Source organism: Pseudarthrobacter sp. NKDBFgelt, from assembly GCF_046097905.1.
Lineage (GTDB): Bacteria > Actinomycetota > Actinomycetes > Actinomycetales > Micrococcaceae > Arthrobacter > Arthrobacter polychromogenes.
In genome coordinates this window covers 1-26,705 of record NZ_JBJURL010000058.1, presented here as the reverse complement: position 1 = coordinate 26,705, position 26,705 = coordinate 1, and the positions used below count along the sequence as shown (strand labels likewise).

24 protein-coding genes are annotated in these 26,705 nt (G+C 66.5%); 13 read left to right on the top strand and 11 right to left on the bottom strand.

The features are described 5' to 3' along the window. The 7 genes from ACKAE7_RS15035 to ACKAE7_RS15005 all read right to left on the bottom strand — a co-directional run. On the bottom strand, nt 1–158 hold a 158-nt coding region (locus ACKAE7_RS15035; protein WP_408978268.1), incomplete at its 3' end, for a transposase. A gap of 46 nt (nt 159–204) precedes the next feature. Further along, nucleotides 205–1,167: a carbohydrate kinase family protein gene (locus ACKAE7_RS15030; protein WP_408979598.1), complete on the bottom strand. Its 963-nt coding sequence runs from the start codon at nt 1,165–1,167 to the stop codon at nt 205–207. A gap of 28 nt (nt 1,168–1,195) precedes the next feature. Continuing rightward, on the bottom strand, nt 1,196–2,713 hold the full coding sequence (locus ACKAE7_RS15025; protein ID WP_408979597.1) for a glycoside hydrolase family 32 protein: 1,518 nt from the start codon (nt 2,711–2,713) through the stop codon (nt 1,196–1,198). A 23-nt stretch (nt 2,714–2,736) separates the two neighbouring features. After that, nucleotides 2,737–3,648 carry a carbohydrate ABC transporter permease gene (locus ACKAE7_RS15020; RefSeq protein WP_188809017.1) on the bottom strand — a complete coding sequence of 304 codons (912 nt, stop codon included), beginning with the start codon at nt 3,646–3,648 and terminating at the stop codon, nt 2,737–2,739. 8 nt (nt 3,649–3,656) lie between these two features. Next, the gene (locus ACKAE7_RS15015; RefSeq protein WP_188809016.1) at nt 3,657–4,586 is read right to left on the bottom strand and encodes a carbohydrate ABC transporter permease; all 930 of its coding nucleotides are present in this window, start codon (nt 4,584–4,586) and stop codon (nt 3,657–3,659) included. Beyond that, nucleotides 4,583–5,980 (bottom strand): extracellular solute-binding protein, encoded by a 1,398-nt coding sequence (locus tag ACKAE7_RS15010; protein ID WP_188809015.1) that lies wholly within the window; start codon nt 5,978–5,980, stop codon nt 4,583–4,585. Before ACKAE7_RS15010 ends, ACKAE7_RS15015 begins: the two co-directional genes overlap by 4 nt. 263 nt (nt 5,981–6,243) lie before the next feature. Continuing rightward, complete coding sequence (locus ACKAE7_RS15005; RefSeq protein ID WP_190611865.1) at nt 6,244–7,287, bottom strand: LacI family DNA-binding transcriptional regulator; 1,044 nt, start codon at nt 7,285–7,287, stop codon at nt 6,244–6,246. Between the two features lie 303 nt (nt 7,288–7,590). On the opposite strand from ACKAE7_RS15005, the gene ACKAE7_RS15000 reads away from it, so the two are divergent. Then, nucleotides 7,591–8,268, top strand: coding sequence for an HNH endonuclease family protein (locus ACKAE7_RS15000; protein WP_408979599.1), 678 nt, complete (start codon nt 7,591–7,593; stop codon nt 8,266–8,268). 58 nt (nt 8,269–8,326) lie between these two features. On the opposite strand, the gene ACKAE7_RS14995 is transcribed toward ACKAE7_RS15000, so the two are convergent. The 3 genes from ACKAE7_RS14995 to ACKAE7_RS14985 all read right to left on the bottom strand — a co-directional run bounded on the left by ACKAE7_RS14995 (nt 8,327) and on the right by ACKAE7_RS14985 (nt 13,059). Beyond that, nucleotides 8,327–9,508 carry an FAD-dependent monooxygenase gene (locus ACKAE7_RS14995; RefSeq protein ID WP_188809013.1) on the bottom strand — a complete coding sequence of 394 codons (1,182 nt, stop codon included), beginning with the start codon at nt 9,506–9,508 and terminating at the stop codon, nt 8,327–8,329. A gap of 47 nt (nt 9,509–9,555) precedes the next feature. Then, on the bottom strand, nt 9,556–11,763 hold the full coding sequence (locus tag ACKAE7_RS14990; RefSeq protein WP_188809012.1) for a DNA/RNA non-specific endonuclease: 2,208 nt from the start codon (nt 11,761–11,763) through the stop codon (nt 9,556–9,558). 66 nt (nt 11,764–11,829) lie between these two features. Next, nucleotides 11,830–13,059: a S8 family serine peptidase gene (locus tag ACKAE7_RS14985; RefSeq protein ID WP_188809011.1), complete on the bottom strand. Its 1,230-nt coding sequence runs from the start codon at nt 13,057–13,059 to the stop codon at nt 11,830–11,832. Between the two features lie 258 nt (nt 13,060–13,317). Here ACKAE7_RS14985 and ACKAE7_RS14980 point away from each other — a divergent pair, with 258 nt between their 5' ends. From ACKAE7_RS14980 to ACKAE7_RS14955, 6 genes are all read left to right on the top strand, one after another. After that, nucleotides 13,318–14,211, top strand: a complete 894-nt coding sequence (locus tag ACKAE7_RS14980) for an SMP-30/gluconolactonase/LRE family protein (RefSeq protein ID WP_408979596.1) — start codon at nt 13,318–13,320, stop codon at nt 14,209–14,211. 13 nt (nt 14,212–14,224) lie between these two features. Then, nucleotides 14,225–15,256, top strand: coding sequence for an aldo/keto reductase (locus ACKAE7_RS14975; protein WP_188809009.1), 1,032 nt, complete (start codon nt 14,225–14,227; stop codon nt 15,254–15,256). A 171-nt stretch (nt 15,257–15,427) separates the two neighbouring features. After that, complete coding sequence (locus ACKAE7_RS14970) at nt 15,428–16,117, top strand: dihydrofolate reductase family protein (protein WP_188809008.1); 690 nt, start codon at nt 15,428–15,430, stop codon at nt 16,115–16,117. Between the two features lie 28 nt (nt 16,118–16,145). Continuing rightward, nucleotides 16,146–16,805 carry a cyclodeaminase/cyclohydrolase family protein gene (locus ACKAE7_RS14965; protein ID WP_188809007.1) on the top strand — a complete coding sequence of 220 codons (660 nt, stop codon included), beginning with the start codon at nt 16,146–16,148 and terminating at the stop codon, nt 16,803–16,805. Nucleotides 16,806–16,861: 56 nt separating this feature from the next. Further along, nucleotides 16,862–17,986, top strand: coding sequence for an alpha/beta hydrolase (locus tag ACKAE7_RS14960; RefSeq protein ID WP_408979595.1), 1,125 nt, complete (start codon nt 16,862–16,864; stop codon nt 17,984–17,986). Then, a complete protein-coding gene (locus ACKAE7_RS14955) occupies nt 17,946–18,893 on the top strand; it encodes an alpha/beta fold hydrolase (protein ID WP_188809006.1) in 948 nt (315 codons plus the stop codon). The genes ACKAE7_RS14960 and ACKAE7_RS14955 overlap by 41 nt, the downstream gene beginning before the upstream one ends. Nucleotides 18,894–18,896: 3 nt before the next feature. On the opposite strand, the gene ACKAE7_RS14950 is transcribed toward ACKAE7_RS14955, so the two are convergent. Then, nucleotides 18,897–19,697: a glycosyltransferase family A protein gene (locus tag ACKAE7_RS14950; protein ID WP_408979594.1), complete on the bottom strand. Its 801-nt coding sequence runs from the start codon at nt 19,695–19,697 to the stop codon at nt 18,897–18,899. A 108-nt stretch (nt 19,698–19,805) separates the two neighbouring features. On the opposite strand from ACKAE7_RS14950, the gene ACKAE7_RS14945 reads away from it, so the two are divergent. From ACKAE7_RS14945 to ACKAE7_RS14920, 6 genes are all read left to right on the top strand, one after another. Beyond that, a complete protein-coding gene (locus tag ACKAE7_RS14945) occupies nt 19,806–21,194 on the top strand; it encodes a sigma 54-interacting transcriptional regulator (protein ID WP_408979593.1) in 1,389 nt (462 codons plus the stop codon). Nucleotides 21,195–21,248: 54 nt separating this feature from the next. Then, the gene (locus ACKAE7_RS14940; protein ID WP_408979592.1) at nt 21,249–23,258 is read left to right on the top strand and encodes a vWA domain-containing protein; all 2,010 of its coding nucleotides are present in this window, start codon (nt 21,249–21,251) and stop codon (nt 23,256–23,258) included. Nucleotides 23,259–23,328: 70 nt separating this feature from the next. Continuing rightward, nucleotides 23,329–24,267 (top strand): 5'-3' exonuclease, encoded by a 939-nt coding sequence (locus ACKAE7_RS14935; protein WP_188809003.1) that lies wholly within the window; start codon nt 23,329–23,331, stop codon nt 24,265–24,267. A 118-nt stretch (nt 24,268–24,385) separates the two neighbouring features. Then, the gene (locus tag ACKAE7_RS14930; RefSeq protein WP_188809002.1) at nt 24,386–24,733 is read left to right on the top strand and encodes a hypothetical protein; all 348 of its coding nucleotides are present in this window, start codon (nt 24,386–24,388) and stop codon (nt 24,731–24,733) included. 127 nt (nt 24,734–24,860) lie between these two features. Next, the gene (locus ACKAE7_RS14925; protein ID WP_408979591.1) at nt 24,861–25,343 is read left to right on the top strand and encodes a hypothetical protein; all 483 of its coding nucleotides are present in this window, start codon (nt 24,861–24,863) and stop codon (nt 25,341–25,343) included. Nucleotides 25,344–25,427: 84 nt separating this feature from the next. After that, on the top strand, nt 25,428–26,705 hold a 1,278-nt coding region (locus ACKAE7_RS14920; RefSeq protein ID WP_408979590.1), incomplete at its 3' end, for a helicase-related protein.

Below are 26,705 nucleotides of genomic sequence, written 5' to 3'. Positions count from 1 at the left end.
AGGTCCCGCCAGGCAATCCCACACCGGTACCGGTAAATGATGCCTTCCACGACTTTGCGATTGCCCCGGAACGGACGTCCACGCCTCCCGTCAGAGCTCGGCAACAACGGCTCGATCCGGGACCACTGATCATCACTCAAGACAGAAGTTCGCGACACACCTTAAGCATTCCAGCCAGCCATCCCTCGATTTAGGAGACACGCCCTAGGCGTGCGAATGCAGCCGGGACTGATGCTGAAGCTGGAGCTGTGTGCGGAGTTCGTCTTCGGTGGGGGGCCGGGCGCCGGCCCGGGATACGGTGATCGCGGCCGCGGCGGCCGCCGTGCATCCCAGCTGGTCGAGGACCGAAGGGGCCAGGCCGCCGGTGCCGCGTGTGAGGAGTCCCAGGATCAGGGCCGCCATGTAGGAGTCGCCGGCGCCGATGGTGTCAACCACGGAGGTCTTCACTGCAGGAATCCTGAGGGTGGTAGTGGATGTGGCAAGCAATGAGCCTGATGAGCCTCTGGTGATGACTGCCAGCTCCGCTCCCAGATCCAGGATGTGGGTGGCGGTTTCCTCGAAGGTCTTCCTCGGGTAGAGCCATGCGGCGTCCTCGTCGCTGAGTTTGACCACGCTGGTGAGCTGCACCAGTTCCTCGAACGTCTGCCGTGCTTCGGCATGGGATCCCAAGAGGTCTGGCCTGATGTTGGGGTCGTAGGTGATGATGCACTCGCCGCGGAGTTCCTGGAGCATGGCTTTGACGCTGCCGGCGCCCGGTGGCAGGAAACTCGCGATCGAACCGGTGTGGACGATCCTTGGGGGAGTAAGGGCCGGATCCAGCGGTGCCACATCCCAGGCGATGTCGAAGGCGTAGCTCGCCGAGCCATCGCGGGCGAGGGTGGCGGTCGCCGTCGATGTTCTCTCCTGTGACCGGGAGCCTGGCAGGAGCGTCACCCCGGCGCCCGTGAGGTGCTCCTCAAGTGCGTCACCACGGTGGTCATTGCCCATGGACGTGAGCAGTCCGGTGCCCACCCCCAGGCGGGCCAGGCCGTAGGCGACATTGGCCGGTGACCCGCCGGGATGTTCATTGGACCCCTCAGGCGTGGTGACGACGTCCATCAGGGCTTCCCCGATAACGACGACGTCCATCACCTGCCCGGGAGGGTTCGGTTTCCCGTTGTTGTGCATGCCTGTTGTTCCTTGCTGTGGTGCTGCCCTAGCCGAGCTGCGTGACCTGGAGGCTGTTCATGGTCGCCGTGCCGCCTACGGCGTAGACGGCGAGGTCGGTGCTGGTCTCGGCCGGGAAGACCAGTTCGGTCATGGTGACCTGGCCGTCCTGGGCAAAGACTTCAACGGAACAGCGGTCCACGTAGATGGTGAGGGCGTAGGTACCCTGCCTGGCCAGGACGGGAGCGGTGTCAACGGAGCTGAAGGATGCGTGGAAGTCAGACTTCCCGGATTCCCGCCGGTCCACGAGCAGTGTTCCTTCGCGGGGGCGGATGCCGACACGGGTTCCCTTGACGCCGTCTCCACGGAGGATGAGGCCGAATTCCTCTGCGCTTCCGGGCGTGAAAGTGACGTCGACCCGCTGTACAGCGCCGGCCGCGCCCGCCAGAACCTGCACGCCGTCGTGGATGGTGGTTCCGGAAAGCTGGAACGGCTCCGTGCCGGCCAGGGCAGTCCAGTCACCCGCGGGCTGCTGGACCAGGCATAGCTCTCCGTCGCTGCTCTGGAGTGAAATTTCCCGGGCGAGGCTCATGGGGCTGCGCCAGGGCGTGGTGGGGATCTGGTTGGCGTATTCCCAGTTGTTCATCCAGGCGATCATGAGGCGGCGGTTGTCCGGCGCGTCGCTGAAGGAGACGGCGGCATAGTAGTCGCGGCCCCAGTCCAGCCATTGGTACTCGCCCAGCCGGTCCGGGTCCTGGAGGCCTTCGGTCACGGTGCTGGCGGAGGTGAAAATGGTTCCGTCGAAGTCACCGATGAAGTATTGGCCGGCGGAGCCGTTGTTGGGCCCGCCGGGATTGAGGTTGACGGTGAGGACCCACTTCACGTTTTCCGGGTCGCCGTCCACGGGCAGGGGGAACAGGTCCGGGCATTCCCAGACCCCGCCGGTGGCGTTTGCCGGCCCGAAGGTGCTCAGCAGTTCCCAGGACTTCAGGTCGCGGGACTTGTAAAGCACCACCTGGAAGTCTGTGGCTTCGACTGCGACCATCACCCAGTAACTGTCCGCGCCGCCGTCGTACCAGATGACCTTGGGGTCACGGAACTCGGCGGACCCGTGGTTAAGTACAGGGTTGCCGCCGTGTTTTGTCCAGCTGTAGCCCCCGTCCAGGCTGTAGGCCAGGGACTGGGCCTGGACGCCCTCGTGCAGGGAACCCGGTTTGAAGGCGCTGGTGTAGATCGCCACCAGGGGCGCAGTGGATCCGTTGCCGAATCCGCTGGTGTTGTGACGGTCGTGGACGATGCTGCCGGAAAAGATGTCCTCGTTTTCGTCGCAGGCGATGGCGACGGGGTGCTCGGTCCAGGTCAGCAGGTCGGTGGAGGTGGCGTGGCCCCAGGACATGTTTCCCCAGACGTTTCCCAGCGGGTTGTTCTGGTAGTAGAGGTGGTAGACGCCGTCGTGAAAGATCAGGCCGTTGGGGTCATTGAGCCAGGTGTCCTTCGCCGTGTAGTGCAGGGCCGGGCGGTAGCTGTCTGTTGTGGCTGCCGTGCTGGTCGGGGTGAGTGTATCCATGGGGTTCCTTTTGAAAGTACGTGTTATTTGCTTGCGCCGGCCGTGAGGCCCTCGCGCAGGGTGCGCTGACCGAAGATAAAGACGACCAGTGCGGGCAGCATGGACAGGATCACGCCGGCGAGGACCACCGATATGCTCCCGGTGCCGAGGTTGCCCTGGAGCGTGACCAGGCCGAGGGGGAGGGTGAAGTTCTGTTCGCTGATAGTGAGGATCAGCGGCCGGAAGAACTCGTTCCAGTGGAAGTTGAAAGCAAGGATCCCAACGATGGCCATGCCCGGGACCGCCAACGGTGCGTAGACGGAACGGAAGATCCGCCATGGTCCGGCGCCGTCCAGGGCGGCCGCTTCCGCAAAGTCATTGGGCAGGCCCAGGAAGTATTGGCGCATCAGGAACGTGCCGAAGGCGGTGGGAATGGCCGGCAGTATCAGGGCCAGCAGGGTATCGGACAGGCCCATCCCGCGGATGAGCATGAACACCGGGACGATGGTGACCTGCACCGGAACCATCATTGTTGCAAGCACCAAGGAGAAGATGGCTTTCCTGCCGCGGAAGTCCAGGCGGGCGAAGGCGTAGCCGGCAAGCGTGGCGGAAGCCATCTGGCCAAGCGCGATCAGCCCGGTCACCAGGGCGCTGTTCAGGACCAGGAGGCCAACGTTGATCTGCTTGAACACCTCCTGGTAGGCGGTGAAGTCGGGGTTGAGGGGCAGGAAGGACGGCGGCAGGTTGAAGGATTCCGACGGCGTTCGCAGCGACGTGGAGAGGGTCCACAGGACAGGGCCGAGGGTCAGCGCCGCAGCTACCGCCAGCGCGGCGTACCTGCCGACGGTTCCTGCCGCGGGCAGGCGGCGGTTGCGGTAGGTCTTGCGGGTGGCCGGCGTGCCGGTGCTGGAACCGGAATGTTCGTCGGTCCCGGTGTGCAGGGTCTGGCTGGACATAGGGGACCTCACTGGTAGAAGACGAAGCGGCGGCTGAGGCGGAATTGCAGGGCGGTGACGGCAAGGATCAGCACGGTCAGGACCAGACCGATGGCCGAGGCTTCGCCGAATTCCAGTTGCTGGAAGGCGGATTCGAAGATCACCATGACGGCGGTGCGGGTGGAATCCCCTGGTCCGCCGTTGGTCAGGACGTACGGCTGGTCGAAGACCTGCAGGGCACTGATGATCGCCATGACGGAAGCGACCAGCACAGTGGGGCTGATCAGTGGAAGGGTGACGTTGCTGAACTGTTTCCAGCCCGTGGCACCGTCCAGGTTCGCTGCCTCGTGCAGTTCTTTCGGAATGTTGCTCAGGGCGCCGAGGAACAGGAGGAAGGAGAACCCGAAGTTCTGCCAGACGTAAACCAGGACAACGACGGCGGCAGAGGCCACGGGACTGGTCAGCCACGGGACTGCGGGAATGCCGATGAGCGACAGGAGCCAGTTCACCACGCCGAACTGTTCGTTGAACATGTACCGCATGAAGATGGACACCGATGCGGCGGACAGCACCAGGGGAAAGAAGAAGGTGGAACGGAGGAAGACCCTGAGCCAGGACGGCATCCTGGCCTGGAGCATCGAAGCCAGGGTCAGTGCGATGCCGAGTTGAAGGGTTACTGCGACGACCACGAACACGATGGTGTTCAGGAAGGACACGCGGACGGTGGGGTCCTGTGCCAGGGAGGCGAAGTTGGCGAAACCGACGAACTGGGGTGCTGAGATGATGTCCCAGCGGAAGAAGGCCAGGACCAGCGAGCCGATGATCGGCAGGAAAGTGAACAGGGCCATCCCCAGCAGTGTGGGGGCCAGGAAAATCATTGCCAGCCACCGCTCGACGAACGAGCGGCGCGCTGCCGGTGGCTTTACGGTGTGGCGCGGGGCGGCGGAAGTGGTGGTCATGCGTTCCTCCTGAGGGCCAGTTCGAGATCACGCTGCAGGGTGCCCATCGCTGACCGTACGCCGGCGGAGCTGCCGCTGACAGCGGCGGAAACGTTTTTCATCAGGGCAGTTTCCACGGCGGCCTGCTGCGGCGGCGCGGGGATCGGACCTGAGGTAGGGAACCTGTCCAGGGTGTCGTAGAAGACCTTCCAGTGCCGGGGCCCGGTGGCAGCATAAAAGGACTCGTTCACCATCGAACGGCGGGTGGGAGTGGTGTTCGGTTTGGGAATGGCCAACTGCATCGCTTCGCGGCTGGAGCAGAACTTCACCCATTCCCAGGCTGCGTCCTTGTCCTTCGCCGTGCGCATGATCGCATAGCCGGCAGCACCGAACTGGTGCCGCTGCGTCCGCCAGCGGGGGAAGAACTGCACATCGAACTGGTCGGCCGTCATGCCGGCCTCATGCAGGCCCTGCGCCCAGTAGCCCCCCGCCGGCGTGGTGCCGATGCGGTTGTTCGCGAACAAGCCCACCAGGGCGTTGCCGCCGCCGGATTCAGGCCGCACGCCCAGTCCTTCGGCAACAAGTTCGCGCAGGTAGTCAAAGGTCTCCACAACCCGCGCGTCCTCGGCGTTGGGAGCCAGCCATTGGTACCCGCCGCCGCGCGTTGCCCGGGCAGGATCGTTCGGATAAAAGCGGTCCCACAGCCAGTCGCCGCCGGAAGCCTTACTCTCAGTCAGGAAGCTGGTGTCATTGGCGTACAGCCATGGCACAACACCGCCGAAGAGCCGGTTGGTCCAGTAGTACGGGGTGAAGTCGGCCGGGCGTGCCTTCCGCAGGGCGCGGAGGGTGGCGCTGAAGTCATCCTGCGTCCAGTCGTCCTTGGGGCGGTCAAGGCCGGCCTGGGCAAAGGTGGTGGTATTCAAATACATGTTCGCCGCGTTCCAGTCCAGCGGAAGCTGGTAAAGGCTTCCCTGGTACATGAAGGCTTCCAGCAGGCTCGGATGAACGTCATCGAAGTAGTCGCCCATGTCGGCTGCGTCCCGGCGGACATATTCATCCAGTGGCTCTGCGAGCTTGTCGGCGAAAAGCTGGGCGCCCTCCGTGGCCACGTAGACGACGTCCGGCGGCGTGCCGGCCGCCACCATGGTGAGGATTTTTGAAAAGAAGTCCTTCCAGTCGGCGCCCTGGATGGCCTGCACCTGCACCGGGATATCCGGATGGGCGGCGGTAAAGGCCTGAACCAGGCCCTGGCGGGCCGCGGCGTCCGCTGCGGTTCCAAGGATGGCGATGTTCAGGGCCTTGCTGCCACGGCCGGGAATGTCGGTCCCGGTCAGGCGCGGCCAGGCTCCTACGGTAGCTCCCGCCACGGCCAGTCCGGTAAGGCCGAGCATGGAACGCCGCGTGAGTTGTGACATTCCGCTGCCGGGCCGCGGTGCATATGAGGGGGCTGGTTGCCCCGGTGTCTTCTCAGACGTCATTGTCGGCTCCTCCTAACACGTGTTAAGTAGGGTAAATACCTGACCTAACACGTGTCAAGTGATTTTCGATGCTGCTTGTGCTGCGTCATTCGGAACGTGCAGGAAGGACTGGCCGTGTGGGGAAAGTACACAGGCGGGCGCTGGCGGTGGCTGTCCCTTAGGGGTTCAGCAGTGCAGCAGCTGTGGAAGCACCCGTCTGCTTAGCCGGCCGGGACGGCGGCGGTGGAAGCCCTCGGAATAATCCGGCAGGGCACGTGGATCGTTCCCTCTTCCGTGTCCTCCGTGGCCGTACTTTTTCCCTCCACCGCATCCAGCAGCATGGACATGGCCGCCGCTCCAATTTCGGCGTGCGGAAGCGCCACCGTGGTCAGCGCGGGAACAAGGTTCGCGGCCAGGTTCTGCTGGTCGTCGTAGCCGACCACGGACAGATCCTGCGGTACGCGCAGTCCCGCGGCGGCCGCGTACAGCAGTACTCCGGTGGCTACCCTGTCGTTCGAGCAGACGATCGCCGTCGGCCGGTTGCTGCCGCCCAGCACGGAGGAAGCGGCCCGGTAGCCCTCATCAATGTCCCATCCGGTCGCGTGGACGTGCTGTTGTTCACGGCCCAGCCCTGCTGCTTCCATCGCCTCGCGGTAACCCTGTTCGCGCTGCGGGGCGGCAGGGGAGCTAAGGGTTCCGGTCAGCAGCGCGATGCGGCGGTGGCCCAGGTCAATCAGAAGCTGTGCCGCGGCGCGCCCACCTTCGACCTCTGCCGGTATGACCGACTGGAGCCCGGAGGCCGCATCGGTGCAATTGGCCAGAATGGCCGGCAAGGTCAGCATCGACGGCGGGGCGGTAATTTCGCGCAGGCTGCCGGCGGCATACATGATTCCGTCCACCTGCCGGTGGACGAGCTGCTGCGCCGCGGAGCTCTCGCGGGCCTTGTCATGTTCTGTGTCGACCACCAGGACCATGTACCCGCGGGCCAAGGCCGTGCGGGACGCGCCGCTGATCAGCCGGCCTGCGAAGGGGCTGGTGACGATGTCATCCGTAATGATGCCGATCGTTGACGTTTGCTGGTTGCGCAGGCTGACGGCAACCGAATTGGGCGTGTAGTCCAGCTCTGCCGCGGCGCGGAGCACGCGCTCCTGGCGTTCTGCGGTGACGTTGCCGGTTGCCCTGCCGTTGAGCACCAGTGATACCGCGCTGCGGGACACTCCCGCCCGCCGTGCAACGTCCAATGCCGTCGCTTTACGTTTGACCATACCGGGCCCCCTTGCTTTTCGGCCTAGCATACCTAACTCGTGTGAGGTGAGGGTGCCTTGCTTGGGTGCTGGGGCTGCCAGCAGGCTGCTTCGTCAAGCATCAATTGAAACCGCCGTGGTGGACTTGGATGCATCACACGGCTCGGCCGCTGTTTCCAGGAGCGCGACGTGTGGCTGGCACCACGGACATGCCTCCCGGCGGCCGGCGGTGGTCGGAGCTAGCGTGGAACAGCCCGCTGCAACAGAAGGACCGTTCACATCATCCGCTTCGCCGCCCAGACCCTAACCCTCTCAGCCTCCCTACTGCTGGCAGGCTCACTCGCCGGTTGTGACGCTGCAGCCGGCGCCCTTGAAGTTCTTGAATCTGCTCAAGGCAGTGCAGCGGAGGCGCCAGTGCGGGCGGACCCGTCCCTTGCCGTTGATGTTGCCCAAGCCCTTGACCAGTTGCAAGGAATCCCGGTGAAGGGCCGCGCCCCTAAGACCGGCTACAGCCGGGACGAGTTCGGACCAGCCTGGGCTGACGTCGACCGCAACGGCTGCGACACCCGCAATGACATTCTCGCCCGGGATCTGACCAACGAAACGTTCAAGCCCGGCACCAACAACTGCGTGGTCACCGCCGGCACCCTGGCCGACAAGTACACCGGCGCGACCATCAATTTCACCCGCGGCCAGGACACCAGCTCCGACGTGCAGATCGATCACATCGTCCCGCTCAGCGACGCCTGGCAGAAGGGTGCGCAGCAGCTCAGCGCCGGCCAGCGCAAGGAACTCGCCAACGACCCGCTGAACCTCATGGCTGCCGACGGGCCAACTAACAGCGCCAAGGGCGACAAGGACGCCGCCACGTGGCTGCCTCCGAACAAGGCCTTCCGATGCCAATACGTGGCACGCCAAACTGCCGTCAAGGCCACGTACAAACTCTGGGTCACACAAGCCGAACACGACGTGATGGTCAGCATTCTTGACGGCTGCCGCTAGATCCCTGGTGTGCCTGCCTTCCCATGGGACGAGCTCACTGCGGGCGAGCCTCGGCAGGTCAGTGGCTGCCAACGATTCTTCGTGCCACGGCCCGGTCGATTCCCGGCACGCGGGAGGCCCGTATGACCCACCGACGCAGCAGGCGCTGGGCTTTGCTTCGAGGCAGGAAGGACGAGGCAGCGCGCCGCCCGGCTGCCTGCGCCTCTTCAACAACGGGTTTCCATCGCTCCTCGAACCCGGCGAGCGCAGGTCTGATGCCGTCAGCGGAAGCCACTGGTCCGAGGAAGTCACCCAACAGTGCTGCCCCGGCGATCGCCAACGAGGCGCCCTGGCCTGCCAGGAGCGATACGGCTCCGGAGGCATCCCCCAGGAGGATGGTGCGCTCCTTCTGCCAGCCCGGCAGGATGATTTGGGCAACGACATCGTCGTACACGTGCTCGGGGCAGGCCTCCAGCACCCTGTCGACGGCGGCGCTGAGTCCGGCGAACTCCCCTTGCAGCCGCTCCCGCGCATCCCCGGACCCCCGGCATACCGCCGCGGCCGTAGAGTCCCGATAGGCCAACAAAGCCGCCACTTCGCCCGTGCGGAGGTTGTAGAGCCCGGCCATCCTGTCGATGCTGTCCGTGAGGACGAACCGGTTCCTGAACCGTTCGTCCAGGAGCGGCCCCGGCACAGTGAACGCGGCCGCACGCATTCCCAAAGGGCGCAGGTATTCGTCCTCGGGGCCGAAGAGCTGGGCACGCACCGTTGAGTGGATTCCATCGGCGCCCACCAGGAGGTCCCCGGCGAGGGGCGCGTCCGGCAGGCCCTTGAGGGTGACCCGCACGCCGTCGTGATCGCTCCAAACCCGGGAAACCTGCGCGCCGTAGCTGATCCGCACCCGGCCCCGGGCGACGTCGTCGAGAGCGGCGAGCGCGGCGCGCTCCATGTCAGGGCGGAGCAGGCTCAGGATTTTCCCGCCTGCAAGCCGTGCAAACTGGTTGTAATCGAGGCTGCACGTGCGGCGTCCCTTTCCATCCACGTAGTCGACTGCCTCGACCTGGTACGCCACCGCTGCGAGGCGCGGGTAAAGGCCGATCCGCTCCGCCGCCTCGAGCCCCGGCCCAAAGAAGTCCATCATGTAGCCGTCGGGCCGTGGGCCGGGTGATTTCTCGATGAGCTCCACGTCCCAGCCCGCGGAACCCAGCTGGCGGGCCGCCACCAGGCCCGCAATGCCCGCGCCCACAACAACTGCCTTCATATCCTTCCCGTTCGTCAGAGGAAACCGCTATCAGAGCAGCCGCGCCGCTAGAGCTGAAGCTCCTCGAAGGTAAGGATTTCACGGGCGGGAGTTGGTGTGGCCAGTGCTTCCTGGGCCCGGGGGAGCGGCTCGAACTCGTTGTTCATCGGGTCCCAGCCAAAGAGATGGCCGAAGTCCAGTCCGGTAAGTTCGCTGATCCTGCGGACAGGGACCTGGAAGGTAACCGGTGTGAAGGCCTCCTTCAGCATGTCCTCAACCAGCTCATGCTGGCTGATCATGTAGGCGCTGGCGGAAGGGGTGCCGTCCGCCCGTTGAAAAACGGGGATTTTCCAGAACGCCAGCGGGATGCGGGTTCCCTGGAACTCCGGATCGCTGTCGGTGAAGACCGGGCCCGTGAACACCGACAGCCGCAGCTTGTCAGCCTTTGCGGTGTCCAGCAGGTAGTCTTCCAGGCCGGCCCACAGCGATGCCCCCTGGTTGAACTTTTTATGTTGGGGGCAGCAGTTGGCGAAATGGAAGGTGTCATCGTTCGCTGCCCGTGCAACGGTGTCCGGACCCCAGACCGGATCGAGCCGCCGGACAAGGTGCCCACGGTCGAAGTCATTGCCAGCGTAAAGATCTCCGCCAATTTGTTCGGACCGGTCCAGCCGTGGGTCGAAGTACCACTTGTCCCGTTCCCGCTTCGGGGATTGGCTGAGGCTGCCATCGACGTTCACGGCAGTGTAGAGGGCCAGCCTCCTCCTGCGGTTCATGACGAGGCTGAAGTGGTGGTAATCCAGCACCGTTGGATCCCGTCCAGGGGCCGCGCGCCGGTTCTGTGCTGCGTCGCTGCGCTGTTCGGCTGTGAGGGCCGGCAACGGAACGTGCACACCCAGGAAGACGGGGTCGTATCCTTTCCTTCCCGAATAGTCGGGGTCTATCGCCACGGCTTCATCGGCCACCGCAGTCCCCGTGCCAACCGCGTCCCCGCCGCCCGGATCCGCGTCGCCGGTCCGGTCTTCGGACGGGGCGTCCGGTTCGTTTGCCGCCTGTACCGCACCGAGCCGGACAGTGATGTGGAGGGGGATGGTCAGGGACACGGACCCCTCCGCAGTGGCGGCTGGCTGCTTTACGGGTTGAGGCAGTTGGACCTGCGCCGGGGCCTGCCCTTCCTCCACCGGGTGCAGAAGTTCCACCGGGTGCGGCGGATCAGCAGGCAAGGGAGGCGGGTTGAGGGCTTCCTCCACCAGGGCCCGTTCTTCGGTTGTCATGCCGTCGGCCTGCATACCCAGCCAGGCCAGGATGCTGCTGATGCGGATCCCCTCGTTTGCCACCCATTGGATCCGCAGCTCATCCTGCGTCCTGTCCCACACGGTCCCGTCCACGGTCAGGATCTCTCCTGCCGCATTGCGGGCAGGGACGCCGGAATGGTGCAGGCCCAGGACTTCCCACTGGTTGTTGAACAGCGGTGAACCGGAGGAGCCCGGCGATGTGTCCGTGTGATAGTGCAGGAACTGGTCAAAGCGGTCGATGAGTTCGTTCTGCTGAAGCGCGAGCTGTTTCTCCTGGCCTTCCGGGTGCTGGATGATGTTGATGGACTCGCCCAGCAGGATCTTGCCCTGCTCCTTGGAGGTGCGGTTGAAGCCGAAGCCGGCCAGCGGCACCGAGGCACCCGCCCCGTCGGGACGTGACGCCGCTGCAACCGCTATCACGGTGACATCCAGTCCGGCGTCCGTCCGGAAGAAGGTGTCCGGCTCCAGGTCAAACTGCGATGCAGCGAGGGGAAGGCCGCTGACGCCGTTCTGGAAGTTGAATTCCAGCCGGGAGAAGCGGGCAGACTGGGCGTCTGCCAGCACGTGGTTGTTCGTCAGGGCCAGGCGCGGCGAGATCATGAACCCCGTGCCGAAGGAGCGGATCTGGAACCGGTCACGGACAATAACCCTGCCCACACTGCGTGCCACCGACGTGCCCAACTCCAGGAAAGCGATGCCCAGCAGGTTGTTCCCGCCGATAATCCGCTCCAGCACCAGCTCGTCCCACACCTGGCCGTCCGCTGCCGGTGAGGTGTCCGCCGTCGCCTTGAGCGCGTCCATCACCATCGGCTGGCGCATGACCCGCCGGCTGCGCAGTTCCACCCGTTCGGTCGAATCGACGTTGAGGATGCTTCCCTGCGGGGTATGGGCCTCCGCGATCTTTTCCTCCGTACCCGCGCGCGGACCCTTGCGGGCCTGGAACCGCGCCTGGGTGGCGGTAAGCACGTCGTCCGGTATGACCATGTGTCCGCTCCTTGGGACTTACTGCAAGCCAGTCATCGAGCGCTTCGGATAAAACGCCGGGCCACCCTAGTTGGCGTTCGTGGGTGCCTGGACCAGGCCCGCCCCAACGTCCACGGGATCCGTGCCAGCCTTGAGCGGCTTGAACGTTCCGGAAGCGATCAGTTTTGCCTGGAGCAGTACAGGACTGAGGGGTCCCTGTGCCAGAAGCCGCTCCGCCCACAGCGCCGCCACGCCGGCCACGTGCGGGGTGGCCATGCTGGTGCCACTGATCGTTTTGGTACCGCCGTTGAGCCAGGCGCTGAACACCCCGACGCCGGGACCGGCCACCGTCGCCATCGTGTTTGAGAAGGGTGCCACGGTAAGTCCGCCGCCGCCGTCGGCCAGGGCGGCCACGGACGTGATCCCGAAGGCTGCGGCCGGTGGCGCCACATTGATCTCGTATGCGGGGTTGCCGGTGCGTTCGCTTTCGTTGCCGGCGGCTGCGACCACGATCGTCGTCTGGGCAACGGAGGCCCGCGCATTGAGGAGGTTGGCGAGCTGCTCGAACAGCCGGACGTTGGCGCGGTAGCCTTCAAGCGCTATGGAGGTGGCGGCGGGGATGGACAGGCCGTGCACCTTCACCAGCTCGTCCACCCAGCCCGGGAAGTCGATGCCCAGCGACATGGAGATGACATGGGCGCCGTTGTCGGCGGCCCAAAGCATGGCGGAGGCCAGGATGTCGCTGCTGCCGCCGTTGGGGCCTCCGAGGACTTTGCCGATGACCGCTTTCTGGACGCCGGTTGCGACGCCGATCCGCTGGCCTGAGAGGTCGCGGCCAAAGATCGTGCCGGCGCAGTGGGTGCCATGGCCGTTGTCGTCTTCGGCGCTGCCCGCGCCGGTGAAGTCTTTTGTGACCAGGTTGACGCCGGCGAAGGCCGGGTGGTTTGCAGCGATGCCGGTGTCCAGGACCGCGACCGTCACCCCGGCACCGGAGAAGGGCGAGGTGTGTGCGCCCACGGCCTTGACGCCCCACGTTGCCGCGGCGGACGGGGCAGCATCGGCGTCGAAGGGTTCGATGAGTTTCATGGGCATGGCGGGAGCGAAGCCGAGGACCGTGGGGTCGTTCCGCAGGGCGTTGAGGGTTGAGCCGGAGGGGTTCTCGTCGCTTTCCACCGTCATGCTGACAGCGCGTTCGGCGATGTTCTGGGCGGTGCTTTCGAGCCCCGGGGACGCCCCCGGGCCATCGAACGGGTCACGGGTGGCGCCGAGGGAAGGCGCGCGCAGAATCATGATTTTCTGGTTGAACAGGTTGGACATCCTGGGCTCCTTGGCCTCTACACGCAACGGTCTGCGCCATTGGCGCAGCTGCGGCAGTGAACGTATCAGCGGCGTGGTGGTCCCACACGTCGCCAGTTCTACGCCGCGAAGCGTTACATCAGCGTTACTGCCCGGCAGGGCCGGAGACAACACCCGTCAACCGCGCTGCTGTCCCCAATGCCGTCCCGCTTTACCTCTTCGCGCTATCGTTTCCCCTATCGCGTGCCACTCAGTACAACGGATTGCGAGGGGACCTGAATGGGCGACGGTTTAACGGAAGGCCGGCTGGAGTGCCTGTCCACAGGCTCGGTGTGGGCGGAGGGGCCCCTGTGGGTTCCGTCCTCGCAGACCGTGCGGTGGAGCGATATTCCCAACAACCGCATCCTTGAGTTCGAGGCGGCCACGGGGACCACAAGGGTATACGCCACCGGAGCCGGGTTCACCAACGGCCGGACCCTGGACGCCGACGGCAGCGTTGTGCAGTGCAGCCACGGGCGCCGCCGCATCGAGCGGGACGTCGAGGGGACCGTGACAGGACTGGTTGACTCATTCCAGGGCAGGCGGCTGAACTCACCCAACGACGTCGTGGTTGCGCGCGACTCCAGCATCTGGTTCACCGACCCGCCCTACGGGATCCTCCCGGGAACACGGGAAGGGCACGAGGGGGAGCAGGAGTACGGGGGCTGCTACGTATTCCGGTTTGACCCTGACTCCGGGACCCTTACAGCTGTGGTGACGGACCTCGTGTATCCGAACGGTCTGGCGTTTTCGCCTGACGAGTCAGTCCTCTACGTGACGGACACGGCCGGTCCGGACCATGGCGTGCCGTTGCGGATCGCCTCCTACGACGTGAGGGGCGGCGCGTGCACACGCCGGGCACCCGCCGTCGAGCTTGACGAAGACCATGCTGCCGACGGCTTGCGCGTGGACGTCCAGGGCCGGATCTGGACCTCAGCCGGGCCGGAAGTGCGTGTCTATTCACCGTCATTCAAGCTCCTGGACACGGTAGACGTGCCTGAAAAGGTATCCAACGTGTGCTTCGGGGGCCCGGACGGCCAGGACCTCTACATCACCGCAACCACCAGCCTCTACCGGATCCGCACCACCACCCGGGATGCAGCCGCCCGGGCCGCAACTCCCGCCGCCAACTAAAAAGAGGAGAACCATGCAGTACAGAACCCTGGGAAGCAGCGGCACCGTCGTGTCCACCCTCGCGCTCGGAACCATGACGTTCGGGGCGGAGGCCACCGAGGAATCGTCACACGCCATCCTGGACAGTTACTTTGCCGCCGGCGGCAACTTCATCGACACCGCTGATGTGTACAGCACGGGAGTTTCGGAAGAGATCATCGGACGCTGGTTGGGCAGGCGCCCGCACCTCAGGGATACGGCGGTGATAGCTACCAAAGGCCGCTTTCCGATGGGGACGGGACCGAACGACGTCGGCACCTCCCGCCGGAGGCTGACCCGCGCCCTGGACGATTCGCTCCGGCGCCTGGGCGTGGAACAGATCGACCTGTACCAGCTGCACGCCTGGGACCCGATCACCCCGCTCGAGGAGACGCTGCGCTTCCTTGACGACTCGGTCAGCCGCGGAAAGATCGCCTACTACGGCTTCTCCAACTTCCTGGGGTGGCAGCTGACCAAGGCCGTCCACCTTGCCCGCGCCCACGGCTGGACTCCGGCGGTGACCCTGCAGCCCCAGTACAGCCTGCTGGTGCGGGACATTGAATCCGAAATCGTTCCCGCTGCGCTCGACGCCGGAATCGGACTGCTGCCATGGTCGCCTTTGGGAGGCGGCTGGTTGTCCGGCAAGTACAAGCGGGACCAGGCCCCCAAGGGTGCAACGCGGCTCGGCGAGAACCCCGAACGCGGCATGGAGGCCTGGAAGGCACGCAACAGCAATCCCGGCACCTGGCAGGTGATCGGCGCCGTGGAAGACATTGCGGCCGCCCGCGGAGTGAGTCCGTCCCAAGTGGCGCTGGCGTGGCTGGTGGACAGGCCGGCGGTGACCTCGGTGATCCTGGGTGCCCGGACCACGGAGCAGCTCGCCGACAACCTTGCCGCAGCCAGCCTGCAGCTCAGCCCCGACGAAGCCGGCCACTTAACCCAGGTCAGCCAGCCCCAAACGGGGGTCTATCCGTACGGCCCGATGGCGCAGGAGCAGCGCAGCCGCAGGATCGAGGGCGGACGATAGCGCTTAGCGGGCCACCTTATAGCGCACGTGAGTCACCAACCGAGTGCCGCTTAGCTCTGTCGGTTCGAGCCTAAGATTTCCGACGCCGTCTTGCCGACAGGCAAGTACGGCCTTGAAGGTCCTGCCGGCACGGGGCTACGATTGCCGCGACCTGCCACCAAGGAGACGGCCATGGGCGCGGCATCTGAACGGGAGTCATCCTCGGTTGAGCTGATGGTTGACCTCATCATTTCCCTGGATGGCTGCGCCTCAGCGGAGGGATGGCCCGGCTGGTGGGGCTTGGAAGGACCGGAATACCTGGCCTGGCTCGAGGAGGAGGGCCACAAGGAGTGCACGTACCTTCTTGGCGCGAACACCTACCGGCTGATGTCCGGGATGTCAGAGGAAGCCGCTGCAGGAGGCTCGGGGTTTTCCGAAGAAGAAGGGGCGAGCCTTACCGGCCTTGCAGCGGTGCCCAAGGTCGTCTTTTCCTCCACGCTCCGGGGGCCGCTGGGCTGGCCGAATTCGACGCTGGTCCGCGGGGACGCCGTGGACGCCGTGAAGGAACTGAAACGGAAAGGCACCCATCCCCTGAGCACCCTCGGCAGCCTGAGCCTGTGCCGGTCGCTGCTGAACGCAGGCCTGGTGGACAGGTTCCGCCTGGTGGTCTTCCCTGTCATCACAGGCCGCACCGGCAGGGAACGGATCTTCGACGGCTATCCGGACGTTGCGCTCGAGATGGTGGACAGCCGGACCTTCGACGGGAGGCTGCAGCTGCTCGACTACGTCCCCACCGTCCTTGATGGGCCTGGACGGTCCGGGGCAGCGCCTGACCCGCGGAGTGCCCCGGAGGCGGATGCCCCGCCAAATGAACCACGATGACGGGCCGGCACCGGGCACACTTGATGGCATGACTGATACCGATGCCGTGACCACCCAGCGCTCAACTGTTGAGGAGTGGACGCGTGCCCTAGCGGAGTCCAAAGGTTCACCGGGCGGAGGCGCCGGGACGGGCGTGATGCTTGCCATTGCCGCTTCACTGGCATCAATGGTTGCCGGCTACACGGAACCGCAGGAAGACCAGGGGGCAGAACTCGCCTCCCTTCATGCGCGTGCCCGTGCGCTTCGGGAGGCCGCCCTTAGATTGGCCGACGACGACGCTGCCGCCTCCGAAGCGTTCGGCGCCGCCTTTCGGCTCGAAAAGGGCCCGGAACGGGATCAGGCGATCCACCGCGCCTCCGTCGATGCCGCCAAGGCATCGGCCGTCCTGGGGGAGCGGGCTGTCGCTGCCATTGACGACCTTGGTTGGCTCGCCGGCAACGGCAACCCGGCCCTCATCGCCGATGTCGTCGTCGGATTCGGCGCCCTGAGGGCGGCAGTGGCGGGGGCGCGCACAAACGTTAGCTTCGACCTTGCCACCCTCAGGTCTGCCGGGGTCACGCTGGAGCAGATCAGGGAACAGCACCCTGGCCTGTGGTCGGCCGTTGAGCAGTTGACCGCAGCCCTCGAGCGCATTGACCACCTCACCGCAGCCGTGGATGACCGGGCAGCGCCCACCGACCTGGACTGACTTCCCGCACCACTGCCAGGCCGCTTGTGAAGGGTCCCGCCCGGTACCATTAAGGGATGACCAGGGCGGTCCGGGATCCACGCAGCACCTTTTCGCTGGCACGGAGAGTGCGGGGCTTGCTGCGCCGGGTGCCGGTGTGGAGCTGGCGGCTCCTCATGGCGGGCGTGAGCTCCCGCGAACGGGTCAGGTTCAACACGGATCCCCGCACCGACGTCGATTACGTCCATGACATCACCTATGCAGACGATGCGGCCGCCGGGCACCGGCTTGACGTGCTCACGCCCCGGAACATCGTGCTTGACGGGGGCGAGGCCCTTCCGGTCTACGTGTATTTCCACGGCGGAGGGTGGACGTCCGGGGATAAATCGGCCGTCACCAAGTACTGCGCCAACCAGGCGTCGGGCGGAATGGTGGTGGTCAACGTCAACTACCGCACGCCGCCCCGCTTCCACATGGGCCATGTGCTCCATGACGCCAACGCCGCGGTAGCGTGGGTCCGCAGCAACATCGGGCGTTACGGCGGTGATCCCGAATGCGTGGTCCTGGGCGGCGACTCCGCCGGGGGACAGATCGCCGCTTTGTTCACGGCTGCCACGTTGCGGCCCGAGCTCGCCGCGCACTACTCCCTCTGCCCTGCTGTGGCCGGGCATCACCTGAGGGGCCTTGTGCAGCACTGCAGCGTGGTTGATTTTTCCGTGTTCTTCAAGAGCGGCTTCATCATGAGCCTGAACTTTGTCCGCATGCTGCTGCCCCCGGCAGGCCCGGCACGGAGCCGGATCCGAAACCCCTTCACCACGCCGGAAGCCATCGAACGGCTGAAGACCCAGGCCGGCTTCATGTCCCCCATCGAGTGGCTCGACGGCCGGTTCCCGCCGGTATTCGTCACTACCTCGGAACGTGACTTCCTGTACGAGGCCAACGTAAATTTCATCAGCAGGCTCAAATTCCACGGCGTTCCGGTGGACACCCTGATCTACCAGTGGTCCAACGCCAACACCGAGCACACCTGGCAGCAGGACTACCGCTATCCGGAATCCCAGGAGGTGTACCTCCGGCTGCACGCCTTCGTCCGGAAGGTCTCGCAGCGCCCCACGGCGCACGCCTCTCACGAAACGCGGGCCTCGGGGCTATCTTGGGACGATGGGAGCCCAGGACCAGCCGCCTTTAGGGGTCAGCCCTGACGAGTTCGGTTCGGCCCGCGTGGACGAGGCTGCCCTGCTCGATGCCGGGCTGGGCGACGTCGATTGGGCCAGCCCGCCTCCGGGATCGCAGTCCATGCGGATCCCGGCGCCCAGCGGGCAGCTCGCTGCGCGGGCCATGGGCGATCCTCATGATCCCTGGATCATCCTGGTCCCGGGCGCCACGGGCTCCAAAGAGGACTTTTCGCTGATGATGCCGGACCTGGCCGCCGCAGGTTACTTTGTGCTCAGCTACGACATGGCCGGCCAGTACGAATCGGCGGCGGCAGGGCCGGAGAACCTGGTGCCGCCACAGCTGCACTACGACTACGGACTATTCGTTGAAGACTTCCTGACGGTCCTTGACGCGGCCGGGAAGCCGGCCCACGTGGTGGGCTATTCGTTCGCCGCGATCGTTGTCCAGATTGCCTACTCGCAGCGGCCGGACCTGTTCCAGACGCTGACGCTCCTGAGCTGTCCGCCGGAGCCCGGACAGAGTTTCCGCAGCGTGAGCCGGATTGGCAGGTTCAGCAGCTGGGCGAATGGACGGATCGGTGCCGCCCTGCTGATCTGGGGAATCCGGCGGAGCTTCGTCCGCGTGCCCAGGAGCCGCCAAAAGTTCGTCAATTACCGTTTCCGCTTCACCCGCCGCGCTTCAGTGCGGGACATCTACGTGCTGATGAAGAACGTCCCGGACCTGCGCGGTCTTTTGGCTGCTGCGTCCCTTCCGAAGTTCGTGGCAGTGGGCGAACATGATCTCTGGCCTTTGCAGCTGCACCGTAAGTTCGCCCAGGCCATTGGTGCCAGGATCGCCGTTTACCGTGGCGGGCACAGCCCGTGCGAGACGTCGCCGCACCAGTTCAGCCGCGATCTCCTGGCCTTGTACGCGAAGGACAGCGGGCCTGCCTGAACGTTATCCGCCGTCGTCTCTTCCTGCCCGCCTGCGGTGCGTCTCCAGGCTGCGCCGCGCCCGTGCCCGCTCCAGGCGGCGCCGCAGTGGCGGTTCCTCCCTGAACTCCACCCGGAAGGTAACCAGCGACATGCGGATATGGCGGCGGAAGGATGGCCAGTTGGTGAGTGGCCGGGCGGAGACCCCCATGACCAGGTTTGGGGCGTAGATGACCGCCATCTCCGGGCGGAGGTGGTAGGAGATGTCAAGGTCGTCGTGGACCTCGGGGTTGTTCCTCTCCACGCTGCCGCCGATCGCCTGCCACACATCCCGGCGCAGCGCGAAGTTCGACCCGTAAACGGGCGCATGGCCCAGGAGGAAGCCGACCACCCTGAAGTAACCGCCCAGGAAGACGTGCCGTCCGGCCCACTGGATCCAGCGGCGCCCGCCATAGAACTCGCCGGGCCCGGTCACCAGGGACAGAGGGCCCGCGGCGTCCAGGACGGCTTCCACACGTTCCAGCCAGTCTGCCGGGGGCCTGGAGTCCGTATCCAGCCGGGCGATGATATCTCCCGCCGCCGCATCAAACCCGGCAGCGGTGGTGGCCGGAATACCCGGCACATCGACCAGGATCCGCCGGACTCCCGCTGCGCTGCAGACGGCGGCAGTATCGTCGCTGCTGGCATTGTCCACCACGATGATCTCGTCCGCGGGCCTGGACTGCCGGGACAGCAGGTGCAGGCACACCGCGAGCATCGCGGCGTCATTCCGGGTGGGGATCACCACCGAGAGCCTTGACGCGCTCCCTACGGGCTCCCTGGACACGCCATCACCTCCATGTTCCACGCGGCAACCTCTGCACCAATGCTGGGGGATGGAAGCGCGCACCGGCAGGGGCTTTTGTCACCCATGGTGCGGGGCTACGGTGTAGTGGTGACCCATCGTCCCGATATTTTCACCGTTGGTGAATTGCGTGCCTCCGGCCACGTCCTCAAGGACCTGCGCCAGGAAATCCGCGGAAACCTGCTCGCCGCGCTCGCGGCCGGCAAGGATCCGTGGCCGGGGATCTACGGCTTCGGCCGGACGGTGCTTCCCCAGCTCGAGCGTGCGCTGCTTGCCGGGCATGACGTGGTCCTGCTCGGCGAGCGGGGGCAGGGCAAGACGCGGCTCCTGCGCGCCCTGGCCGGGCTCTTGGATGAATGGTCACCCATCATCGAGGGGTCCGAACTGAATGAACACCCGTTCGATCCGATGACCGAGCATTCCCGCGCCCTTGCCCTGACCGAGGGCGACCGGCTGCGGGTAGCCTGGCGCCACCGGTCGGAACGCTACGTGGAGAAACTCGCGACGCCGGACACCTCCGTCGCGGACCTCATTGGCGACGTCGACCCGATGCGGGTGGCCGAGGGACGGCGTCTCGGGGACCCGGAAACCATCCACTACGGCCTTGTCCCGCGCTCCAACCGCGGCATCATCGCCATCAACGAACTGCCGGACCTTGCCGAACGGATCCAGGTGTCCATGCTCAACGTGATGGAGGAGCGGGACATCCAGATCCGTGGCTACGTGCTCCGGCTTCCGCTGGATGTGCTGGTGGTGGCGTCCGCCAACCCGGAGGACTACACCAACCGCGGCCGGATCATTACGCCGTTGAAGGACCGCTTCGGCGCGGAGATCAGGACGCATTACCCCCTAGAGCTCGACGACGAGGTGTCCGTGATCCGGCAGGAGGGGCAGCTGGTGGCCGACGTCCCGCCGGTGATCCTCGAAATCCTGGCCCGCTACACCCGTGCGCTGAGGCAGTCCCCGGCGATCAACCAGACCTCCGGGGTCTCGGCACGGTTCGCCATTGCCGGCGCCGAAACAGTGGCCGCCGCGGCCCTCCGCCGAGCCAGCATGCGCGGCGAAGCCGAGGCCGTCGCGCGGATCGTGGACCTGGACACCGCAGTGGAAGTCCTCACCGGCAAGATCGAATTCGAATCCGGTGAGGAAGGGCGGGAACAGGCCGTCCTTGACCACCTCCTGCGCACGGCCACGGCCGAAGCCGTGCGGGCGCATTTCCAGGGCCTGGACCTGGGCCCGCTGGTGGCAGCGCTGGACGGCCACACCACGGTGACCACGGGGGAGCACGTGACGGCACGGGAGTTCCTTGAAGGCCTGCCGTCCCTGAACGGGGCAGGCCTGTATGACGAGATCGGCAGCCGCCTCGGCGCCGGGAACGAGGGCCAGCGGGCGGCCGCCATCGAACTGGCGCTGGAAGGCCTCTACCTGGCCCGGCGGATCTCCAAGGAGTCCGACGACGCGGAGACGGTCTACGGCTGACGGCACCACGGTGCGTGGCTGGGCAAGTGGCTGAAGCGAGGGACGGGCGGCACCATGAACATCCATAACCATTCCGCCAGGTACGGACGGTACGCCGGCGGGCCGGACCCGCTCGCCCCGCCGGTTGACCTGGCGGAGGCGCTGGACGCCGTCGCCGAGGACGTGATGGCAGGGTACTCGCCCCGCCACGCCCTGCAGGAGTTCCTCCGGCGCGGCGGGCGGAACCGGGAAGGCCTGGACGATCTCGCCAGGCGCGTGCAGGAGCGCCGGAATGACCTGCTGGGCCGGCACAACCTGGACGGCACCCTCAACGAGGTGAAGAAGCTCCTGGACACTGCCGTGCTGGAGGAACGCAAGCAGCTGGCCCGCGATGCCATGATGGACAATGCAGACCGTGCCTTCCGGGAAATGCAGTTGCACAACCTGCCGGCGTCCACCGCTGCGGCGGTCAAGGACCTGGCCTCTTACGACTGGCAGTCCGGCACGGCACGGGAAGCCTACGAACGGATCAAGGACCTGCTGGGCCGCGAGGCCCTGGACCAGCGGTTTGCGGGCATGAAGCAGGCGCTGGAGGGTGCCACGGAGCAGGACCGGGAAGCCGTCAGCGCCATGCTGCGCGACCTGAACACGCTGCTGGACAAACACCGGCGCGGCGAGGATACCGATGAAGACTTCCAGGAGTTCATGGCCCGCCACGGCGGCTTTTTCCCTGAAAACCCCCAGTCGGTCGAGGAACTGATTGACGCCCTTGCCAAGCGGGCCGCTGCTGCCCAGCGGCTCCTGCAGTCCATGTCCCCCGAGCAGCGGGAAGAGCTGATGCGGCTGTCGGCCCAGGCCTTCGGATCGCCGGAACTCATGTCCCAGCTTGACCAGCTCGACGACAGCCTGCGCGCCCTGCGCCCCGGCGAAGACTGGACAGGCTCGGAACGCTTCGAGGGCCAGGAGGGGCTGGGCCTCGGCGACGGCACCGGTGTGCTCCAGGACATCGCCGAACTGGACGGGCTGGCCGAACAGCTTTCCCAGTCCTACAACGGCTCCACCCTCGGCGACCTGGACCTGGATGCCCTGGCGCGCCAGGTCGGGCAGGACGCCGCCGTCACCGCCCGCACGCTGGCCGACATCGAACGGGCGATGCAGGACGGCGGGTATCTGAGGCGGGGCGCGGACGGTGACCTGCGGCTCTCACCGCAGGCCATGCGGCGGCTGGGGAAGTCCCTGCTGCGGGATACGGCCAAGCAGCTGTCAGGGCGGCAGGGGCGCCGGGATACCCGGGTTGCCGGCGCGGCCGCCGGGGAGCAGACCGGATCCAGCCGCCAGTGGGAGTTCGGGGACGCCGAGCCCTGGGACGTCACCCGCACGCTGACCAACGCGATCAGCCGCACCGCTGCCGGCGGCGGAACCCCTGGCAGCGGCCTCCGCCTCACCCCGGCGGACATCGAAGTGAGCGAAACTGAAGCGCGGACGCAGGCCGCCGTCGTCCTCCTTGTGGATGTGTCCTTTTCGATGGCGGCCGAGGGGAGATGGGTTCCGATGAAACGCACCGCGCTGGCGCTGCACCACCTGGTCTCCACCCGTTTCCGCGGCGACAGGCTGGAACTGATCACGTTCGGCCGCCATGCCCAGGCAATGGACATCGAGGGACTCACCGCCCTCCCGCCGCTGCGGGAGCAGGGAACCAACCTGCATCACGGATTGCTGCTTGCAGGCCGTTTCTTCCGCAGGCACCCGTCCATGCAGCCTGTCCTCCTGGTGGTGACCGACGGCGAACCTACAGCCCATCTGCTGCCGGAGGGCGAGGCGTGGTTCTGCTGGCCCTCCGACCCGGAAACCATCCGAGTCACGGTCGCGGAGCTCGACCGGCTGGGCAGGGCCGGCACGCAGGCCACATTCTTCCGGCTGGGGGCCGACCCCAGCCTGGAACGGTTCGTCCAGCGCATGGTGCGCAGGGTGGGCGGCCGGGTTGTCGCTCCCGAGGCAGGGAATCTGGGCGCCGCGGTGGTGGGGGAGTACCTGCGGGCACACTTCCGGGGACAGGCCTTCGGCGACTCCGACTGGGCCTCCTAGCCGAGGACAGTCCGGCAAAGTGCCGGAGCCGTTGCCCCGTTACCGGGCTGATTCATGTGAGGATCGAAGCATGCCTGACCGCCTTATGCTGCTGGACACCGCATCGCTGTACTTCCGCGCCTTCTACGGACTGCCGGACACGATCCGCCGCGGGGACGGCACACCGGTCAACGCCGTCCGCGGCCTGCTGGACATGATCGCCCGGCTCACCACGGACTATGGGGCGACGCACCTCATTGCCTGCTGGGACGACGACTGGCGGCCGCAGTGGCGGGTGGAGCTCCTGCCCACCTACAAGGCCCACCGGGTGGCGGAGGCCGTGGCGGGTGCCCCGGACGTCGAAGTTGTCCCGGACGCGCTGGAGGCGCAGCTTCCCATGATCCGCCGGGTTCTTGGGCTCGCCGGCATCGCCATTGTGGGCGCCCCCAACCATGAGGCCGACGACGTCGTGGGCACCTATGCGAGCCACGCGGACCTTCCCGTCGACGTGGTCACCGGCGACCGCGATCTCTTCCAGGTCTGCGACGACGAACGCCAGGTCCGCGTGATCTACACAGCCCGCGGCATGAAGAACCTGGAGGTCATTACCGAAGAAGTAGTGGTGGCCAAGTACCGGGTGCTGCCGCAGCAGTACGCCGACTACGCAACATTGCGGGGTGATGCCTCCGATGGCCTGCCCGGGGTTGCAGGAATCGGCGAAAAAACCGCGGCCTCGCTGCTGCTGAAGTACGGCACCCTGGAGGGCCTGCTGGAAGCGGCCGGGCATCCCGGCAGCGGCATGGCTGCCCCCGTGAGGGCCAAGCTGGCCGCCGCCGCGGACTACCTTTCTGTGGCGCCCGCCGTGGTAAGGCTGGTGCGGGACCTGGACCTGCCCAGTCCCGAACAGGCGGGTGCGGAACTGAATCCCGTGCCGGATGAACCACGGGCCGAACTCGAACGGCTCGCCACCGAGTGGAACCTGGGCGGCTCGGTGAGGCGTCTCCTGACGGCCCTTGACCTGCGGCAGTAGGCCCGGCGGGTTACTGTTTTCCCGCCGCGCCACGCTTGCAACATCCAATTCAGGTAGTAAGCTTGCTGACCATTAGTACTAAGCTTGCTGATTAATTGGAGTGGCGGGAGCGGGTCGAATGAGTGCAGTTGTTGTTGCCATCTGGTCCTTGGTGGCCGCAGCCGGAGCGGCCCTTGCCTCCAGCGCCCCGTACGGCGCCGTGGGCCACGGAGGCCAGTACCTCGCCGGCCATGTGCTTCTGGGCCTTGGGCTCGGTCAGTTGCTGGCTGCTGTGGTCCGGTTTGCCGTGCGGCGAATGGTTGCCGGAGCAGCCCGGACGGCACCCGCGCCCCTCGCCGCGGTCCCGGCACTGCAAACCGCTGCCGCGCCTGCAGGGGACAGGATTGCTGGGGACGTTGCAGCCGTGACCGTCCTTTATCCCCGTCCTGCCGCCGTCGTGCCCTTGCGGGGCAGGCATGCCGCCTGACCATCTCCAGCCGGGTGGGGCGCAAGGCTCCCCGCCAGGGCGCCCGCACCGGAGGTTCTGGGCCGGACTCGCCGCGGCAGCGGCGGCGGCCGCCCTGGTTACAGGCGCAGTCAGCGTCTTCCCGGGTTTGAGCACTGCCGGTTCAGATGAGGCCACCCTCCGCGGCTTCCAGATCCGCGTTCTCAACGTCACCCAGGCCGCCGCTGAGAACAGGCTGGACGGAGTTCTCGATGCCCTTGAGGCGCTTGAACGGGACCTCGACCTGGCCGCCGGCCAGGGTTCAATCTCCGCGGCCCGGTACCGGGGGATCGATGCAGCCCTGGAGGCGGTCCGGGCAGATGTCACCCGCACCATCACGGCCCAGTCAGCCTCGGCCGCAGACGCAAAAGCAGCTGTCACCACGGCGGAGGCGCCTGCGGCGATCGTCGCCACCCCTGAGCCGGTGCCGGTGCCGGCGCCGGAATATGTGCAGTCCCAGCCGGTCCAGCTTCAGCCGGAGGCACCTGCCGCCGCTCCGGTCCCGGCACCTGAACCCGCCCCGCAGGAACAGAATCTTCCAGACGCCGCCAAGGAAGCCAGGGAAAAAGGCAAGGGCGCCGGAAAGCCCTGAATCCTCCGCTTTACAGGCCCGGCACCCTGTGCCCGCCGGGGCCCGTTGTCCGTAGCTGACTGAAGCGCCGGGCAAAATGGAGGGATGACTTCCCCCAGCCGCCGGCAGGTGCCCCAACCGGGCCGTGCCTTCGACCTCCCGGCCATCGGTGTTGGCCTGCCCTTTGCCGGCTCGCTCGCGGCTTTGGCCGAAGCGCTGGGCGATGGCGTGACGGGAGGAACGGCGGTAGTCCAGGCGCCGCCGGGAACGGGTAAGACCACCCTGGTTCCACCACTTCTTGCGAACCTCGAGGCGCACCTGAAAGCCGGCGCCGCCGCAGGGCCCCGCAGGATTGTTGTCACCCAGCCGCGCCGTGTAGCCGCCCGTGCCGCAGCCCGCCGACTCGCTGACCTCGACGGCAGCCCGCTAGGCAGCCGTGTGGGTTATACGGTGCGGGGAGAGCGCCGGACTGGACCCGAAACCCTTATCGAATTCGTCACGCCCGGCATCCTGCTGCGACGCCTGCTGGCCGATCCGGACCTGACGGCGGCCGGCGCAGTAGTTCTGGACGAGGTGCACGAACGCGGCTTGGAAACGGATCTCCTGTTTGGCATGCTCACCGAAGTCCGCCAGTTGCGCGGCGACCTCACCGTCGTCGCCATGTCCGCCACCCTGGACGCCCCCAGGTTCGCTGCCCTGCTGGGAGACCACGACGGCGGCGGGCCGGCTCCCGTTGTTGGCTGCCCCTCGGCCCTCCATCCGCTGGAGACGGAGTGGTGTCCTGCGCCCGGCCCGCGGCTGGACGGCAGGGGAGTGACGCGTGCTTTCCTGGATTTCATCGCAGACACCGCTGCCGGGGCCCACCGGCAAGCACTGGCAATGGACCGCGCTGCCGACGTGCTCGTCTTCGTCCCGGGGGCCTGGGAAGTGTCCCGGGTTGCGGCGGGGCTGCGAAGCCGGGTGGGCCCGGGGACTGACGTGCTGGAACTCCACGGCAGGGTAGGCCCAGCCGAGCAGGACCGGGCGGTATCCGGGCGCCAGCCGGAGGAGAACGCGAGAATCATCGTTTCCACGGACCTGGCCGAGTCGTCGCTGACTGTGCCCGGGGTCAGGCTGGTCATCGACTCGGGGCTGTCCCGTGAGCCGCGGCGCGACGCCGCCCGGGGAATGAACGGGCTGGTAACGGTTTCCTGCTCCCGCGCTTCTGCCGACCAGCGTGCGGGACGCGCGGCCCGCCAGGGCCCCGGGACAGTGGTCCGCTGCTACAGCCAGCAGGCGTTCGGCGCCGCCCCGGCCCACGTGACGCCGGAACCCACAGCTTGTATCTGTCAGCGCGGTAGTAGGACACGGAGTAGTCCACCATCGCCCGGGCAACAAACGCAT

Bases quoted from the DNA above. Each gene is read 5' to 3' on its own strand.
- ACKAE7_RS14985 (WP_188809011.1), bottom strand. From the start codon at position 13,059: ATGTCCAACCTGTTCAACCAGAAAATCATGATTCTGCGCGCGCCTTCC.
- ACKAE7_RS15015 (WP_188809016.1), bottom strand. From the start codon at position 4,586: ATGACCACCACTTCCGCCGCCCCGCGCCACACCGTAAAGCCACCGGCA.
- ACKAE7_RS14940 (WP_408979592.1), top strand. From the start codon at position 21,249: ATGAACATCCATAACCATTCCGCCAGGTACGGACGGTACGCCGGCGGG.
- ACKAE7_RS14935 (WP_188809003.1), top strand. From the start codon at position 23,329: ATGCCTGACCGCCTTATGCTGCTGGACACCGCATCGCTGTACTTCCGC.
- ACKAE7_RS14960 (WP_408979595.1), top strand. From the start codon at position 16,862: ATGACCAGGGCGGTCCGGGATCCACGCAGCACCTTTTCGCTGGCACGG.
- ACKAE7_RS14965 (WP_188809007.1), top strand. From the start codon at position 16,146: ATGACTGATACCGATGCCGTGACCACCCAGCGCTCAACTGTTGAGGAG.
- ACKAE7_RS14980 (WP_408979596.1), top strand. From the start codon at position 13,318: ATGGGCGACGGTTTAACGGAAGGCCGGCTGGAGTGCCTGTCCACAGGC.
- ACKAE7_RS14930 (WP_188809002.1), top strand. From the start codon at position 24,386: ATGAGTGCAGTTGTTGTTGCCATCTGGTCCTTGGTGGCCGCAGCCGGA.
- ACKAE7_RS14995 (WP_188809013.1), bottom strand. From the start codon at position 9,508: ATGAAGGCAGTTGTTGTGGGCGCGGGCATTGCGGGCCTGGTGGCGGCC.
- ACKAE7_RS15010 (WP_188809015.1), bottom strand. From the start codon at position 5,980: ATGTCACAACTCACGCGGCGTTCCATGCTCGGCCTTACCGGACTGGCC.
- ACKAE7_RS15030 (WP_408979598.1), bottom strand. From the start codon at position 1,167: ATGCACAACAACGGGAAACCGAACCCTCCCGGGCAGGTGATGGACGTC.
- ACKAE7_RS15005 (WP_190611865.1), bottom strand. From the start codon at position 7,287: ATGGTCAAACGTAAAGCGACGGCATTGGACGTTGCACGGCGGGCGGGA.
- ACKAE7_RS14990 (WP_188809012.1), bottom strand. From the start codon at position 11,763: ATGGTCATACCGGACGACGTGCTTACCGCCACCCAGGCGCGGTTCCAG.
- ACKAE7_RS14970 (WP_188809008.1), top strand. From the start codon at position 15,428: ATGGGCGCGGCATCTGAACGGGAGTCATCCTCGGTTGAGCTGATGGTT.
- ACKAE7_RS14975 (WP_188809009.1), top strand. From the start codon at position 14,225: ATGCAGTACAGAACCCTGGGAAGCAGCGGCACCGTCGTGTCCACCCTC.
- ACKAE7_RS15025 (WP_408979597.1), bottom strand. From the start codon at position 2,713: ATGGATACACTCACCCCGACCAGCACGGCAGCCACAACAGACAGCTAC.
- ACKAE7_RS14955 (WP_188809006.1), top strand. From the start codon at position 17,946: ATGGGAGCCCAGGACCAGCCGCCTTTAGGGGTCAGCCCTGACGAGTTC.
- ACKAE7_RS15020 (WP_188809017.1), bottom strand. From the start codon at position 3,648: ATGTCCAGCCAGACCCTGCACACCGGGACCGACGAACATTCCGGTTCC.